Origin of the sequence: Bifidobacterium avesanii, assembly GCF_009299475.1 — a bacterium.
GTDB classification, from domain to species: domain Bacteria; phylum Actinomycetota; class Actinomycetes; order Actinomycetales; family Bifidobacteriaceae; genus Bifidobacterium; species Bifidobacterium avesanii.
On sequence record NZ_WBSN01000013.1, the window covers coordinates 42,313 to 58,110 of the forward strand.

General features: G+C 68.6%; 8 protein-coding genes. 6 read left to right on the plus strand and 2 right to left on the minus strand.

All coding sequences use genetic code 11. The annotated features are described in order from the left end of the window. Positions 1-208: 208 nt before the first annotated feature. Positions 209-1,066, minus strand: coding sequence for an AraC family transcriptional regulator (locus tag DSM100685_RS07515; protein ID WP_163201055.1), 858 nt, complete (start codon positions 1,064-1,066; stop codon positions 209-211). Positions 1,067-1,569: 503 nt separating this feature from the next. On the opposite strand from DSM100685_RS07515, the gene DSM100685_RS07520 reads away from it, so the two are divergent. The 6 genes from DSM100685_RS07520 to DSM100685_RS07545 all read left to right on the plus strand — a co-directional run bounded on the left by DSM100685_RS07520 (position 1,570) and on the right by DSM100685_RS07545 (position 14,320). Next, positions 1,570-4,449 carry a glycoside hydrolase family 2 TIM barrel-domain containing protein gene (locus DSM100685_RS07520; RefSeq protein ID WP_152350739.1) on the plus strand — a complete coding sequence of 960 codons (2,880 nt, stop codon included), beginning with the start codon at positions 1,570-1,572 and terminating at the stop codon, positions 4,447-4,449. 119 nt (positions 4,450-4,568) lie between these two features. Continuing rightward, positions 4,569-7,937 (plus strand): DUF5107 domain-containing protein, encoded by a 3,369-nt coding sequence (locus DSM100685_RS07525; protein ID WP_204314342.1) that lies wholly within the window; start codon positions 4,569-4,571, stop codon positions 7,935-7,937. A gap of 88 nt (positions 7,938-8,025) precedes the next feature. Then, positions 8,026-10,497, plus strand: a complete 2,472-nt coding sequence (locus DSM100685_RS07530; RefSeq protein WP_152350741.1) for a beta-galactosidase — start codon at positions 8,026-8,028, stop codon at positions 10,495-10,497. Positions 10,498-10,560: 63 nt separating this feature from the next. Continuing rightward, on the plus strand, positions 10,561-11,259 hold the full coding sequence (locus DSM100685_RS07535; protein ID WP_152350742.1) for a DUF624 domain-containing protein: 699 nt from the start codon (positions 10,561-10,563) through the stop codon (positions 11,257-11,259). Positions 11,260-12,011: 752 nt separating this feature from the next. Further along, on the plus strand, positions 12,012-12,824 hold the full coding sequence (locus tag DSM100685_RS07540; RefSeq protein WP_152350743.1) for an ABC transporter ATP-binding protein: 813 nt from the start codon (positions 12,012-12,014) through the stop codon (positions 12,822-12,824). Further along, positions 12,821-14,320: an FtsX-like permease family protein gene (locus DSM100685_RS07545; protein ID WP_152350744.1), complete on the plus strand. Its 1,500-nt coding sequence runs from the start codon at positions 12,821-12,823 to the stop codon at positions 14,318-14,320. Before DSM100685_RS07540 ends, DSM100685_RS07545 begins: the two co-directional genes overlap by 4 nt. Positions 14,321-14,751: 431 nt before the next feature. Here the strand turns inward: DSM100685_RS07545 and DSM100685_RS07550 are convergent, their stop codons facing one another. Further along, positions 14,752-15,696, minus strand: coding sequence for an AEC family transporter (locus DSM100685_RS07550; protein WP_152350745.1), 945 nt, complete (start codon positions 15,694-15,696; stop codon positions 14,752-14,754). Positions 15,697-15,798: the final 102 nt, after the last annotated feature.

Genomic DNA, 15,798 nt, shown 5'->3' on the forward strand with positions numbered 1-15,798 from the left:
TCGGAGGAACAAAATCGAGGATCGTGCCATAATGGAGGCGGTGGAAGGCGGTTCCATCCGCAAGGCCCGTTAATGGTGCGCAACATGGACTTTGGCTAAGCGGCGTCGACCACTGGGGTGTCAGTGCCCCGTTTGCAGACGTTGAGGCCGGTGCCGCGAGGCGCCGGCCTCTTCGCGTATGCGCGTGCCGGAAAGCCTCGGCCGCCGCCTACCGCCCCGCGTTCTGCCGCCGGAATTCGATGGGGGAGACGCCGTTCCTGCGCTTGAACGCCGCGCAAAAGGCGCTGGCGTCGGTGAAGCCGCATTCCTCGCACAGGCGCTTCAGGGGCGCGTCGGAATTGGCGAGCATGTACTTCGCGGCGTGCATGCGTGCGTCCACGATGTACGCGTGCGGGGTGTATCCGGTCTCCTTCCTGAAGACGCGGATGAAGTGGTATTCGCTCATGAACGCCCGCGCGGCCAGCTCGTCGATGGGCAGCGGGTCGGCGAGGTGGCTGGCGATGTAGGCGAGCACGTCCTCGATGGCGTGCGGCTGGCGCTGCGAGGACGGGCCGCCATCGGACGCCGCCACGGCGAATTCGGTGAGCACGTCCGTGATGAACTTGGCCATGCGCGGTTCGCTGATGCGCTGCGCGGCGTGGAAGACGTCGAAGATGCCGGTCAGGCGCGTGATGGCGTAGCTCGGGTCCTTGAGCGAGAACACGTTGCCCAGGCGGTCGGTGATGAGTTCGAAGTACGCCCGCGCGGTCGGGCCGTCGAAGTGCAGCCACAGCACCTCGCTCGCCTCGGTGGCGGCGTACGAATGCCGCCGGTAGCAGTCGAGCAGCACGAAGTCGCCCTTGCCGGCGTGCTGGGTGCCGCGGTCCGTGGCGACGTCGAACCCGCCGCTGCGGATAGCCATCACGAGGAAGCTGTCGAACGAGCTGCGCTCCTGCCGGTAGCCCGCCTCGTAGCGGAAGAATCCCGCGCGCAGCGGGTACAGGAACGTGCGCAGCGCCGTTTTGCTCGGCGTGTAGATGTAGAAGTCCGATCCCTCGTTGGCGATTCCGTGCTCCGCTGGCTTCATGTGCGATCCTTGAATGCGATGCTGATGGTAATGGCAATAATGCCACATGCCGCGCGGTTGGCCCATCGGAGTGTCAATCGTTTGCTGTCTGTCCCGTCCGCCCATTCGCCGGTCCGCCGTGCCGTTCCTGCCCAATCTGAACGTACGGATTGCCATATTGGGCAGAAGCTGCTGATAAGAGTGGCAATGGGTGCTCTCAGATCATGTTTTTGCCCAATCACGCAATATGGCGGCGCAGATTGGGCAGCTTCATGATGTGACGGCGGAGAACGGTTGCGGAAACGGCAATTTTTTCGTATGACAGTGCAATTTTCGCGGGTTGCGGACCATCGGCCGCGCGGCGGCGGTGCGTACAGTGGAAGACGTGGCGGCGGGCGGACTCCGCATGGCCGGGCGGGATGCGCCGGGCTCGCAGGAGGCGCCGAATCGCATGATGTGATGGACGACGGCGTTCGCGCAGGCGGCAAAAGCGCCGCCGCGGACGGAACCAAGGAGGGTTTGCGATGCTCATCGACCTGCAGGGCCAGTGGGAGGCGGCGATCGACGACGGCGTGCCGCGTCCGTTCGCGGTGCCGGGGACGCTGGACGAATCCGGCATCGGATACCCGGACGTGGTGCGTGAGGCGAAGGTGAAGACCGCGGACGACGACGGCAGCGCGCTCGTGCAGGGAGCCGGCGGCACGGACACCGACGGCAATGCCGCAGCCGCATGGGCCACGCGCTTCACCCGCAGGTTCACCTACGAAGGTCCGGCCGTGTTCTCCCGATCGGTGGATGCGGACGGCCGCATCGAGCCCGGCGATCGCGTCTTCCTTGAGATCGAGCGCGCCCGGTGCCTGAGCCTGCGGGTCAACGGCGAGGCGGTCGCGCACACCGCCGTCGGAGGCCGGGACCCCGGGGCCGGCGGCACGCTGAGCACGCCGCACGTCTTCGAGGTGACCGGGCTGCTGGGACGGACCCCGGGCCGCGCCGACCGCATCGAACTCATCGGCGACAACTCGTACCCCGGTCTGCCGTACGCGGGAATCATCCGCTCCTCGGCGGCCACCGACGAAACGCAGACCAACTGGAACGGTCTGCTCGGCTACGTGCGGCTGCGCACCGAGCCCGCCGCGTTCGTCGCCGCGGTCCGCGCATATCCAAAGGGCGACCGGCTGCGCGTGGAGGTCGACGTGGACGCCGCCGAGGCCTGCGCCGCCGCGCGCATCCGCCTTACGTCCCCGGCGTTGAAGCGACAGGCGGAACGCGAGGTGGAGCTGGAGGAGGGCAGGCGCACGGTGGTCTTCGACCGGCTGCCGCTGCGCGACGACGCGGCGCGGTGGGACGAGGGCGAAGGCAACCTCCACGAGCTCACCGTGACGCTGGAGACGGCCGTGCGAAAGACGACGACGCCCAACACGGCCGCGCCGGAACCGCAGTCCACGCCGGAACCACAATCCCCGCCGCGACCGCAGTCCTCGAAGACCATCCGCTTCGGCATCCGCGACTTCGGCGCCGACGCGCACGGCCGGCTCGCGATCAACGGCCGGGCGTTCCTGCTGCGCGGCGAGGCGAACTGCGCGGTCTTCCCCGAAACCGGCCATGCGCCCATGGACGTGCCCTCATGGCGGCGCATTCTGGAAACGTACCGGTCGTACGGCGTCAACGTGATGCGCTTCCACTCATGGTGTCCGCCCGACGCCGCGTTCGAGGCGGCCGACGGGATGGGCATGATGATGCAGCCCGAGCTGTCGCATTGGGACTACAAGGAGGCCTTCGAAGGCGCCGAATCATACGCCTACTACGCCGCCGAACTGGAGGCCGTGATCCTCGCGCTCGCCAACCACCCCTCGTTCGTCATGCTCACGCTCGGCAACGAGCTGGCCTGCAACGAAACCGGCCACGCCCGCATGGACGCGCTGCTCGCCCGCGCCAGGGCGCTCGACACTACCCGCCTGTACGCCAACGGCTCGAACGTGCACTACGGCCACATCGGCTGCGATGCGGCGAGCGACTTCTACACGGCGGCCAAATACCATGACGGCTGGCTGCGCGCCACGGGCTCGCCGATGGCCGGCCCGCTCAACGGGCGCTACGCCAACGCCGCCAACGACTATGCCGGCACGATGGCGGTCCTGCGCGCGTCCAGCGTCCAGCCGGTGTTCGGCTTCGAGGTGGGCCAGTACGAGGTGCTGCCCGACTTCGGCGAGATAGACGCGTTCCACGGCGTGACCGACCCGGCGAACTACCGGATCATCCGCGACCGGGTGCGGGCCGCGGGGCTCGACGGCGAGCGGTGGCGCCGGCGCGTGGAGGCCACCGGCGAGCTGGCGCTGCTGTGCTACCGCGAGGAGGTGGAGGCGGTGATGCGCACGCCGTCCATGAGTGGGCTGTCGCTGCTGGGATTGCAGGACTTCCCCGGCCAGGGCACCGCGCTGGTGGGCATGCTCAACGCGCACTTGGAACCGAAGCCGTACGACTTCGCGCGGCCCGAGCGGTTCCGTGCGTTCTTCCGCGACAGGCTCCCGCTCGCGCTGCTGCCGCGCTACACGTACGAGTCGGGCGACGTGCTCGCGGCAACCGTCAAAGTGGCCAACTACGGCAGGACGCCGGTCGGCGGGCCGGTTCGCATCGAGCTTCGGGGCGGCGGCGTGCGGATCGCCGACGCGTTGCCGCCGGTGCATTGTCCCGCCGGCGCGCTCACGGACGTGGGGGAGCTGCGCCTGCCGCTCGCCGGCGTGGCTGCGGACATGCCCCTGCGGCTCGACCTGACGGTGAGCGTGGGGGATGCGGCCAACACGTACCCGATCTGGGTGTATCCGCGCGAAACGGCCGATGCCGGAACGGGAGCCGCCGGCGCCGGATCGCCGTACGTCCACGAAACCCGCCGCTTCGACGCCGAGGCCCGCGCGGTGCTGGCCGCCGGAGGCACGGTGTACCTGTCGCCACCGTCCACCGCCGAGGCGCTGCCGCATTCCATCCAGTGCCAGTTCTCCACGGATTTCTGGTCCGTGGGCACGTTCCCCGCGCAGTCCGGCGCGATGGGCCAGCTCATCGACGCCGCGCACCCGCTGTTCCGCCGCTTCCCCACCGAAACGCACACGAACTGGCAGTGGTGGCCGATGGCCCGCCGCCGCGCGGTCGTGCTGCCCGGCGACCCGGAGGCGTTCGGCTCGATCGTCACCGAGCTGGACAGCTACGCGTTCCTCAGGCCCATGACCCAGCTCATGGAGTGCCGCTGCGGCGGCGGGCGCCTGCTGTTCTCCGCGTTCGGCCTGCAGGACCTCGCGGAGTACCCGGAGGCACGCGCGCTGCAGGCGGCCATCCGCGCGCACCTCGCGGACCGGTCGTTCGCGCCGCGCGCCGAGGTCTCCCCGGACGCGGTCGCCGCGCTCGTCGCCTGACGGCGGTGCCGGTCGGTGACATCGACCGCAATTTTTCACCATCGATGAGCAAAAGAACCGCAGTCTCCGCTTGATTGCGACGGTAGCCTGAAGTCAATCGGCGAATACAGCACGTTCCAATGAAGGAGCAGACCATGGGCGGCGTCACCATCACGGACACCACGATCACCATCCCCACCTACGAGATCGGCGCGGCGGACAAAAACCCCGAGTTCATCGAAAAGCGCGTGTACCAGGGCAGCTCCGGCCGCGTCTACCCGTACCCGGTGGTCGAAACGATCGGCGACGAGAAGCGCGACAAGGCGTATCGGGCCGTGATCCTCGAGAACGACTACCTCGAGGTGACCGTGCTGCCCGAGCTCGGCGGCCGCATCCAGTACGCGAGGGACAAGACCAACGGCTACGACTTCGTGTACCGCAACGACGTGATCAAGCCGGCGCTCGTGGGGCTCACCGGCCCGTGGATCTCCGGCGGCATCGAGTTCAACTGGCCGCAGCACCACCGTCCGACCACCTATCTGCCGGTCGACTACCGAATCGAGGATCTGCCCGACGGCGGCAAGGCGGTGCAGTGCCACGACACCGACCAGATGTACGGCACGCAGGCGGTCACCACGATCGCCCTGCACCCCGGCAAGGCGGTCATCGAGATCTCCGCGCAGCTGTACAACGGCACCGCGCTGCCGCAGACCTTCCTGTGGTGGGCCAACCCGGCCGTCCCGGTCAACGAGCACACCAAAACCGTCATGCCGCCGGACGTGACGGCCGTCATGGACCACGGCAAGCGCGACGTCTCCCGCTACCCGATCGCCACCGGCACCTACTACAAGCACGACTACTCCGAGGGCGTGGACATCGGCCGCTACAAGAACGTGCCGGTACCGACCAGCTACATGGCCGCGCACTCCGAATACGACTTCGTTGGCGGCTACGACTTCGGTGTGGGCGCGGGCATCCTGCACGTGGCCGACCACCACGTCAGCCCCGGCAAGAAGCAGTGGACGTGGGGCAACGGCGACTTCGGCCGCGCGTGGGACCGCAACCTCACCGACGCCAACGGCCCGTACGTGGAGCTCATGACCGGCGTGTTCACCGACAACCAGCCCGACTTCACGTGGCTCAAGCCGTACGAGGGCAAGACCTTCACGCAGTACTTCATGCCGTACAAGGGCGTGGGGCTCGTCAAGAACGCCACCGTGGACGCGGCCGTGAATCTGGAGATCGGCCCCGAGGACACGTTCGGAGCGGCCGGAGAGACCGAGGGCGTCGAGGCGCAGGGGCTCAAGGCCGGGCAAGGCCGCGTGACCGCGTACGCCACGGGCGTGTTCGAGGGCGCCCGCGTGACCGTGGCCAACCGCGCGACCGGCGAGACGCTGTACTCCCACACCGGCGTGATCGGCCCGAACGACGTCGTCCGCGCCGAATTCGAGACCGGGGGCGCGCCGGCCACCGACATCACCGTCACCGTGGCCGACGAGGACGGCAGGGTGCTCGTCGAGTACACGCCGAAGCCGCGGAGGATCGAGAAGCTGCCGGAGCCGGCCAAGGCCGCCGACGAGCCCGAGCGAATCGCCACCAACGAGGAGCTGCTGCTCGCCGGCCTGCACCTCGAGCAGTACCGCCACGCCACCTACATGCCGGACCCGTACTACCTCGAGGGCCTCAAGCGCGACCCGGGCGACGCGCGCATCAACAACGCGTACGGCAGGCTGCTCCTGCGCCGCGGCGACTTCACGGGCGCCGAGCGGTACTTCCGCGCGGCCATCAGGCGCCTGACCAAGCACAACACCCAGCCGTACGACTCCGAGCCACACTACAACCTCGGTCTGGCGCTGCTCTACCAGGGCGGACGGGACGGCGAGGCCTTCGACGCCTTCTTCAAGGCCACGTGGGACGACGCCCAGAAGGAGCGCGCGTTCTTCGCCATGGCCGCCGTCGCCGCCCGCCGCGGCGACTATGCCGACGCCCTCGAATACGCGGACGCCTCCCTGACCCGCAACACCATGAACGTCAAGGCCCGCGCGCTGAGGGCGTACCTGCTGCGCAAGCTGGGACGTGCGCGGGACGCCGCCGCGGCGATCGAGGAGAACCTGAAAATCGACGCGTTCGACTTCGTGTCCGGCAACGAGCGCGTGATCGCCGGCGCCGACCCGGCCGAACTTGAGGGGCTCATGCGCGGATTCCACGAGAACTACCTCATGGCCGCGCGCGACTACGCTTTGTTCGGCGCCTACGGGGAGGCGCTGGCGCTGCTCGCCAAGGCCGACCAAACCAAGCCGATGGTCCGGTACTACGAAGGCCATTACCTTGCCCAACTCGGCCGCGACGCCGAGGCCCGGGCCGCCTTCGAGGCCGCCGAGGCCGCGCCCTCCGACTACTGCTTCCCGAACAAGCTCGAGGACATCGCCCCTCTGGAACGCGCCATCGCGACCGTGAACGGCCCGAAGGCCGCGTACTACCTCGGCTGCCTGTACTACGACAAGACGCTTGCCGACCGCGCAATCGCCCTGTGGGAGCGGTCGCGCGACCTCGACCCGTCCTTCCCGACCGTGCATCGCAACCTCGCGCTCGCCTACTACAACAAGCGCGGCGACGCCGAGCGTGCCCAAGCCGAGATCGAGGAGGCGTACCGGCTCGACGAGTCCGACGCCCGCGTGTTTCTGGAGCTCGACCAGCTGCACCGCAGGATCGGCTGGACCTACGCCCGCCGCCTCGCCGAGTTCGAGCGGCACCTCGACGTGGTGTCCGCGCGCGACGACCTGTTCATCGAGTACCTCACCGTGCTCAACCAGACCGGCAACCACGCGCGCGCCTACGAGCTCATGCGTCGCCGCCGCTTCCACCCGTGGGAGGGCGGCGAGGGCAAGGTCACCGGCCAGTACCGCATCGCGCTGACCCTGCTCGCCAAGGACGCCATGGCCGCCGGCGAATGGGAGCATGCCCGCGACCTGCTCACCCGCGCGCTCGCGTACCCGCACAACCTCGGCGAGGGCAAGCTCGAGGGCCAAAAGGACAACGACCTGCACTACTGGCTCGGCGTGGTCGCCCGCCATCTGGGCGACGGGAAGGCCGCCGAGGCCGAGTTACGCCGGGCCACGATCGGCCCCGACGAGGTGAAGGGCGCGATGTACTACAACGACCAGCCCGCCGAGATGATCCTCTTCCAGGGGCTCGCGCACGCGGCGCTGGGGGAGCGGGGAGCGGCCAACGCCCGCTTCTACCGCCTGCTGGACTACGGCGAGCAGCACCTCGACGACCGGGTGAGGATCGACTACTTCGCCGTCTCGCTGCCCGACTTCCTCATCTTCGACAACGACTACACGAAGATGAACCGCGTCCACTGCCTGTACCTCATGGGGCTCGCCAACATCGGCACCGGCGACCGCGCGGCGGCCTCGCGTCTCCTCGCCGAGGCGCTTGCGCTCGACCCGAGCCACATTCAGGCGAACCTCTTCGCCGACGAGCTCGCCCATCGTCATGTACTGTGACGGTCGACGACCGTAACGGCCGGCGGACGGCTACCGTGACGAACGGCGCCCATCACCCAGCAACGGAGCAATCACATACGGAGCAATCATGGAACACATCGTTGACCTGCGCGGCTTCGCCCGTCGCCCGATCCACCCCTTCGACGTCGTCGATCGGACCTGCAACACGAATCCGGACGGCGAGGCGATCGACTTCACCAACGCGTACATGACCATCGGCGGCAGGCCGTTCCTCGGCGTGAGCGGCGAATTCCATTTCTCGCGCATGGACGCCTCGCGCTGGGACGACGAGCTGGCCCAGTGCGAGGCCGGCGGCGTGACCGTTATCTCCACGTACGTGTTCTGGAACCACCACGAGGAGGTCGAGGGCGAATGGGACTTCACCGGCTCGCGCGACCTGAAGCGGTTCGTGGAGCTGTGCGCGCGGCACGGTTTGTACGTGATCCTGCGCCTCGGGCCGTTCGACCACGGTGAGGTGCGCAACGGCGGGCTGCCCGACTGGGTGTACGGCAAGGACTACGAGGTCCGTTCGCTCGACCCGGGCTGGCTCGCCGAGACGCGCGAGCTGTACGGGCGCGTCGCCGAACAGGTGGACGGGCTGTTCTACGCGCAGGGCGGGCCGATCATCGCCGCCCAGCTCGACAACGAGTACATGCATTCGTGCGCCCCGTGGGAGATGACCACCGGCATCTCCGACGAGTGGGTGAGCAGCGGCTCGGACGGCGTGGCCTACATGGAGGCGATTCGGGACATCGCGCGCGAGGCCGGCATCCGCGTGCCGTTCTTCACCGCCACCGCGTGGGGCGGGGCCGCCGTGCCGGACGACGTGCTGCCGCTGTGGGGCGGGTACGCGTACCGGCCGTGGCTGTTCTACGCGCACGGCGGCGAGCATCCCAAGACCGACGAATACCTCTACCGCGACTTCCGCTCCGACGACTGCCCGCGCAACGCCGAGTTCGACCCCGCCTACCCGCCGTCCGCCAAGCCCTACGCATGCTGCGAGATGGGCGGCGGCATGATGAACTCGTACAACTACCGGTTCATCCTGCCCACGAAGTCCGTGGACGCCATGGCCAACGTCAAGCTCGGCTCCGGATGCAACTTCCTCGGCTACTACATGTATCACGGCGGCACCAACCCCACCGGCCGCGGCGTCTACCTCAACGAGGGGCAGGTGCCCAAGAAGTCGTACGACTACCAGTGCGGGCTCGGCGAGTTCGGACAGGTGCGCGAGTCCTACGGGCGGCTCGGCGTGCTGCACGAGTTCGTCGCCGCGTTCGGGGACCGGCTCGCGCCCATGGACGTGGCGCTGCCCGCGGATCAGGCCGCGATCACGCCGGAGAACCGCGACGCCCTGCGCTACTCGGTGCGCACCGACGGGCGGTCGGGCTTCATGTTCCTCACCAATTTCCAGGACCACGACGAATCGGACGCCAAACACGGCGAATCCATCCGCATCGAGCTGCCGGGCTCTGCGGGTGGTGCTGGTTCCGCGGGCGGTGCTGGTTCCGCGGGCGGGACGGCCGACGTGCGCTTCGACGGCATCGGACTCGCGCCGGGGGAGAACTGCGTGCTGCCGTTCAACATGGACTTGGACGGCGTGACGCTTGAGGCCGCGACCGTGCAACCGGTCACCGTGATCCGGCCGCGGGGCGGCTCCGGTGCCGCGGGCGCTTCGGATACCGCCGGCGCCGCGGGGCGCCGCACGTTCGTGTTCATGCGCCCCGACGGCATGGACCGCGCGTGGATGCGGTTCGCGGGCGGCGGCTCCGGACGGGCCCGCGAGATCGCGATCGACGGCGAGGCGGACTTCCAGCGGTTTGAGGTCGGTTTCGGCGCCGACGGCCCAATCGGTCCGGAGATCGTGGTCGTCAGCCGCGCCCTGGCGAACCGCATGACGGTGCTCGACGGCGAGGCGCTGGCCTTCGCGCCCGAGCCGGGCATGGACGACCCCGCCGCGCTGGGCGAGATGAACGCCCTGTACCGTCGCGGCGACGAGGTCGTGGTCCGCTCCTTCGACGGACGGGCCGCCGCCGCGCCGAGCACGTACCCGGCCGGATACCTTGTATCGGTGGACGGCCGCGCATCCGATGCGCCGGACGATGCCCGCGACGCCACGTGCGGCGGCGCTTCCCGCGTGCTTGCCGCGTCGTTCTTCCCCGCCCCGACCGTCACGCGCATCCGCGGCAACCGCTTCGCCATCGACCTGCCGGACGGGCTGCCGGACGCCATCGCGTCGCGGGCCGGCGGCCTCGCGGACGTGCTGCTGCGCGTGCGCTACGTGGGCGACATCGGCTGGCTCTTCGCCGGCGGCCGGCTGCTCTCCGACAACTTCTGCAACGGCGACGTGTGGGAGATCGGGCTAAGGGACTCCGCGGACGCCATCCGCGCGGCCGGCGGCCGGCTCGTGCTCGTCATCACGCCCCTGAAGAAGGGCGTCAACGTGAACGTCGACTCGCCCATGGCCGCGCGTCTGGAAACCGCCGACGAATTCATCACCGGGCTCGACACCGTGACGCTCCAGCCGGTCCACGAAACCGTGCTTTGCAGGATGGCGTGAGGAGGGTGTGATACGATTCGTGGGCGGCGCAGGGCCCATCATTCCACGTCAAAGGAGCACGGCATGAAGTTCATCGACAACATCTACAACCCGCCGGAGCCCCGGAAGGACGGCCGCAGCGACGACGAGGGGCGCGACGCCAAGCACGGCAGCGCGGCGATCGTGTGGGACGTGGTCACCCACCACACGTGGGAGCTCATCAAGCTCAACGTGCTGGTGTTCGTCACCTGCCTGCCCATCGTCACCATCCCCATGGCCGCCGCCGCGGCGACCAGCCTGTTCCGCGACATGATCGGCGGGCGCGTGGTCTTCGTGTGGCACGACTACTTCAAGGCGTGGGGCGCATACTGGAAGCGCGCCAGCGTGATCGGCCTGCCCATCCTCGCCGTCTCGCTGCTCGGCGCGTTCGGCGCGTGGTTCTACTCGTCGTCCACCGTGGTCCCCGGCCTCGGCGGCGTGGCGTTCGCCGGACTGTGCGGCGCTGCCGCCCTCGTGGCGCTCGCCATGATGATCTACCTGTTCCCCATGCTCGTCGTGACCGACCTGAGCCGTCAGGAGATCTGGCGCAACTCCCTGCTGCTCGTGCCGCTGCGCTTCCCGTCCACGCTGCTCACCTTCCTGTTCGACCTGCTCATCGTGGCCGTCGGCGTGCTGCTCCTGCCCTACTCGTTCTTCGTGCTGCCGCTGTTCGGCCTCTCGCTCATCGGCCTGGCCGGCACGCAAAGCGCCCTCAAGGGCATCGCCCAGTTCGTCACGCGCTAGGTCGCGGCCCGCGCGCTGTGTGTGCTCTGCGGCTCTGTGCTCCGGCGTTTCGCGTCTGTGTCCCCATCCGCATCCATTTAGCAAACCGGATGCGATTTGAGACGCATCATGGCCCTATGCTGTCTTAACCTGCAGCCGTCTCCGGTTTTGGCGGCGATCTGAGACGCGATGCCCCTGCCTATGCCCTGATCCGCATCCAGCAATCGGAATGGATGCGATTTGAGACGCACAACAGCCATTCTGTGTCTCGAATCGCATCCGAATTCAGTTTTGGCGGCGACCGGAGACACAACGGCCGCTATTTGTGTCTCAGATCGCATCCGTTTCCGTTTTGGGTAGTGGATTGGGACGCAAAAGGCCCGAATCGCGTCTCAATCCGCATCCGTCGCGGCAACGGGCCTCCGGCCGCCTTCGGTGGTTGGGCTACCTGGCTTTCCGAGGGCAGATCAGGGTCTCTGTGACCATCCACTCCGCCTTCCGAGGGCACCCCATCTACCGCATCAGGCTTATCGCCGATCCGCGGCCGCTGGAATTCCGCGACTTTCCAAGGCCATAACCGGTATGCTCCCCAAGCGAAGTGCCCTCGGAAGGGCAAGTAGATGTCCGCGAACCCGCGAATCCGCCCTCGGAAGGGCAAGTAGCCGTTTTCCGAAGGCACCTCATCCGCGGGGATGACGCCGTTCATCGCGGAGCGCGCAAATCATCCGTCCGCCCGATGGGCCGCCCGCCGGTCGCCGCGTACCGTCGAAGGCATGAATACCACAGCCACACCATATCCCGCATCCGGCCCGATCCTCGAAGCCCGCGGCGTCGTCATGGACTACACGGCCGCGCTCCACTCCGCCGCAGCGCCTGCAGTCCCCGTCGCCGCCGGCACGGCCCCTCACGCCCTGGCCCTCGACCACGTCGACTTCGCCCTGCAGCCCGGCGAAACCGTGGCCGTCATGGGGCCCTCCGGCTCCGGCAAGTCCACGCTCCTGCACGCGCTCGCCGGCATCATCCGTCCCACCTCCGGCGCCGTGCGGTTCCGCGGCACGGACCTCACCTCCATGCCGGACGCCGACCGCACCAAGCTGCGTCGCACCGCCTTCGGCTTCGTCTTCCAATCCGGCCAGCTCCTGCCCGAACTGCCCGCCGTGGAGAACGTGGCGCTGCCGATGATGCTCGGCGGCATGGATTACCGCGCCGCCACCGACCAGGCCGTCCTGTGGCTGGAGCGGCTTGGCCTGCGCGCGCTGGCCTCCCATAGGCCGGGGGAGATGAGCGGCGGCCAGATGCAGCGCATAGCCATCGCCCGCGCCCTGTGCGTGCGTCCCGCGGTGGTGTTCGCCGACGAGCCGACCGGAGCGCTCGACCAGTCCACCGGCCGCGAGGTGATGGGCATCCTCATGGACGCCGCCCGCGCCAACGGCTCCGCGGTGGTCGTCGTCACGCATGATCCGTCCGTGGCGCGCTTCTGCGGACGCACGGTCCTGATGCGCGACGGGCGACTGAGCGCGGACGACGCCGCGGTTCCGGCGAGTGCGGCTCCGGCGAACGCGGCGTGGACGGGAGGCTCACGATGAGCACCTTCGCCCTGTGGCGCCTGTTCCACCGCCCCGGCACACGCGGCCTGTCCGGCCACACCTCCCTGCTGGCGACCGTCGCATTCGCCGCCGCGACCGGCATCTTCCTCACCGTGCTCGGCGGCGTGCACGGGTTCGTCTGGCGCGCGTCCGCCGACCATACCGTCGCATGCTTCCTCGATGCCCGCCGATGCGCCCCGGGCGCGGACGCCGTCGCCTACTGGGCGCAGACATTCCCGGATGCGGCGCTCGCGGACGGCGGCACGTCGCTCGCGGACAACATGGCGGGCATGGCCGGCGGCTATGTGTTCCTCGCCGCCGTGGCCTGCCTGCTGCTCGTGGTGCCGTTCGCCGCGCTCGCCGGTTCCGCGGCCCGTCTGGCAGCCTCCCGCCGCGACGCCCGATTGGCCGCGCTTCGGCTGGTGGGAGCCACCCGCGGTCAGGTGGTGCGGCTCACCGCCTTGGACGCCGCCGGTCAGGCCGTACTCGGCGCGCTCATCGGCGTTCTTCTGTACTTGGCGCTCATGCCGGCGATCATGCTCCTCAACTTCCAGAACCTGCATTTCACTTTCGAACAGCTCTGGGTGGGGCCGCTCGCGCTGGTCGCCACGGTGGCGGGCGTGGCCGCGCTCGCCCTGGCCTCCGCGCTGCTCACCCTGCGGCGCGTGTCGATCACCCCGCTCGGCGTGGCCGCCCGCGCATCCCAGCCCCTGCCCGCCGCGTGGCGCGTCGCGGCATTCGTCGGCGCGATGATTGCCGCGTTGGCCACGTTCAAGCTCCTGCCGCAGCTCGGTGCCAGCTTGGGCGAGGCGGCGATGATCGCCATCTCGCTGGGATTCATGCTTCTGCCGTTCCTGCTGATGAACCTCGTGGGCTCGTGGGCGGTGGCCGCTCGCGCCCGGGCCCGCGCACGCCGACCGCGCACCGCCGCCGTGATGATCGGCATGCGCCGCATCCTCGACGATCCGAAGCGCGCGTGGCGCAACGTGTCCGGCATCGCGCTCGCCATGTTCATCGCCGGGTTCACGTCGGTCGCCGGCTATGCGGGCACGGGCGGCGGAGCCCCCGCCGATGCCGCGGCGGCGACGGATCCGGCCGTGATCTTCGCGCGGGACATCGGTACGGGCGGGCTGCTCACGCTCGCGTTCGCCGCGGTGCTCGCGGCCGTCTCCTCCGGCGTGATGCAGGCCGGCTCCGTCTACGATCAGGCCGATGAATACCGCATGCTCGTCCTCGAGGGCACGGATGTCGCCACGCTGGCCCGTGCGCGGTTCGCGGAGGTGATGACCCCGCTCAACGTGGTGACGCTCCTCGCCGGCGGGTGCTCGATGCTGCTCATGCTGCCGCTGTTCGGGCAGGCTATGGGTGCCGCGTCCACGCTGCTGGGTTTCCTCGGCGGCGTCGGACTGTGCTATGCGCTGGTGGCGGTCGGCGCCTTCGCCGCGAACCGGGCCGCCGCCTCGCTCAGCCTCGTCGACCGGCGGACCGACGACTGACGGCCTCGGCCTGCCGCTTGTCCCTTTCCGCTATGGGCTGCGTGCAGTGGGGCCGTGTGTCGTGCGGCATTGCCCCTGCATGGCCCTGACCGTCGCGTGACGTGACACTGGTCACCTCGTGACATTGGCGGTCGCGTGACATTGGCCGTGACGCCGACCGCCCTGTGGCGTCGACCGTGCTGTCGACCGTGACAAAGACCGTATGTCCGGCATGCCTGAATCAGGAAAACGGCTTGATTCCAAGGTTTTGCGCGGCCTGCGACAGAGCGCGTCCGGTCTTTGTCACGGGCGCGGTCACGCGGGTCACGCCTCCATCAACTCAACAGGAACGCAATGAGCGCGATGCCGAGCCGTGAAGCGGGCAATCCAGTGGATTGCCCGTAGGTGAGGGGAGCCGCCGTTATGGGCGGCGACGGTTCATCGCGCGCCCCTCAGCTCAACAGGAATGCAATGAGCGCGATGAACACCGGACTGGTCATGGTGCTCATGAGGATGCCGTCGCGCGCGAACGTGAGGCCCACGTTGTAGCGCGCCGCGTAGTTGTACACGTTCTGCCCGGTCGGGAGGGCCGCCAGCACCACGCAGCCGTACAGTTCGGCGCCGCGGAAGCCCATGAGGAAGTAGGAGATGAGGAACGCGATGATCGGCATGACGATGTTCTTGAGCACCGCCACGGTGAAGATGGCCGGCCGGTCGCCCTTCTCCTGCAGCGGCTTGGTGCCGCGCAGGGACATGCCGAACGCCATGAGGATCATGGGCACCGCGGAGTCGCCGATCATGTCGATCGGGTCGTAGAGGAAGTCCGGCACCACGAAGTAACCCACACGCGCGCTGATCGCGGAGATGGCGATGCCGCCCAGCGACCCGATGAGCAGCGGCTGGTGCAGCGGCTGCTTGGCGATCTCCTTGACGGACACCTTGCCCTTGGTGGTCACGTCCAGCACCGTGAGCCCGATCGGCGTGAACAGCGCCTGCTGCATCACCAGAATCGGGGCCACGAGCGCCGGGTTGCCGAGGATGTACGTGGCCACGGGCAGACCGATGTTGTTCGAGTTGAGGTACAGCGAGTTGAGGGCGCCGATCGTCGCGTCCGGGGCCTTCATGTGGAAGAACACCGAATTGAGCAGCAGGAACACCACGCCCACGCCCGCGGCGGACAGGAACGCCACCAGCAGGCTCGGGTGGAAGATGTCGCCCAGCGGCTGCTTGGACAGGATCGCGAACATGAGGCACGGGCTGGAGACGAAGAAGCTGAACCGGTTGAGCACCATCTGCGCGCTGGGGCCGCCGATGCGCATGCGCGCGGCGACGTAGCCCGTGGCGATCACGATGCCGATGACGCAGAACCCCTCCATTGCACTGAGCAGACCAGACATGACGGCCGCCTCTTTCCCTCGTTCGATCGAATAAATCCCAAAAGCCATCCCAGTGTGCCACACTTCCGCGCCGGGCGGGCCATCGTCTCACGTTCATCCGTA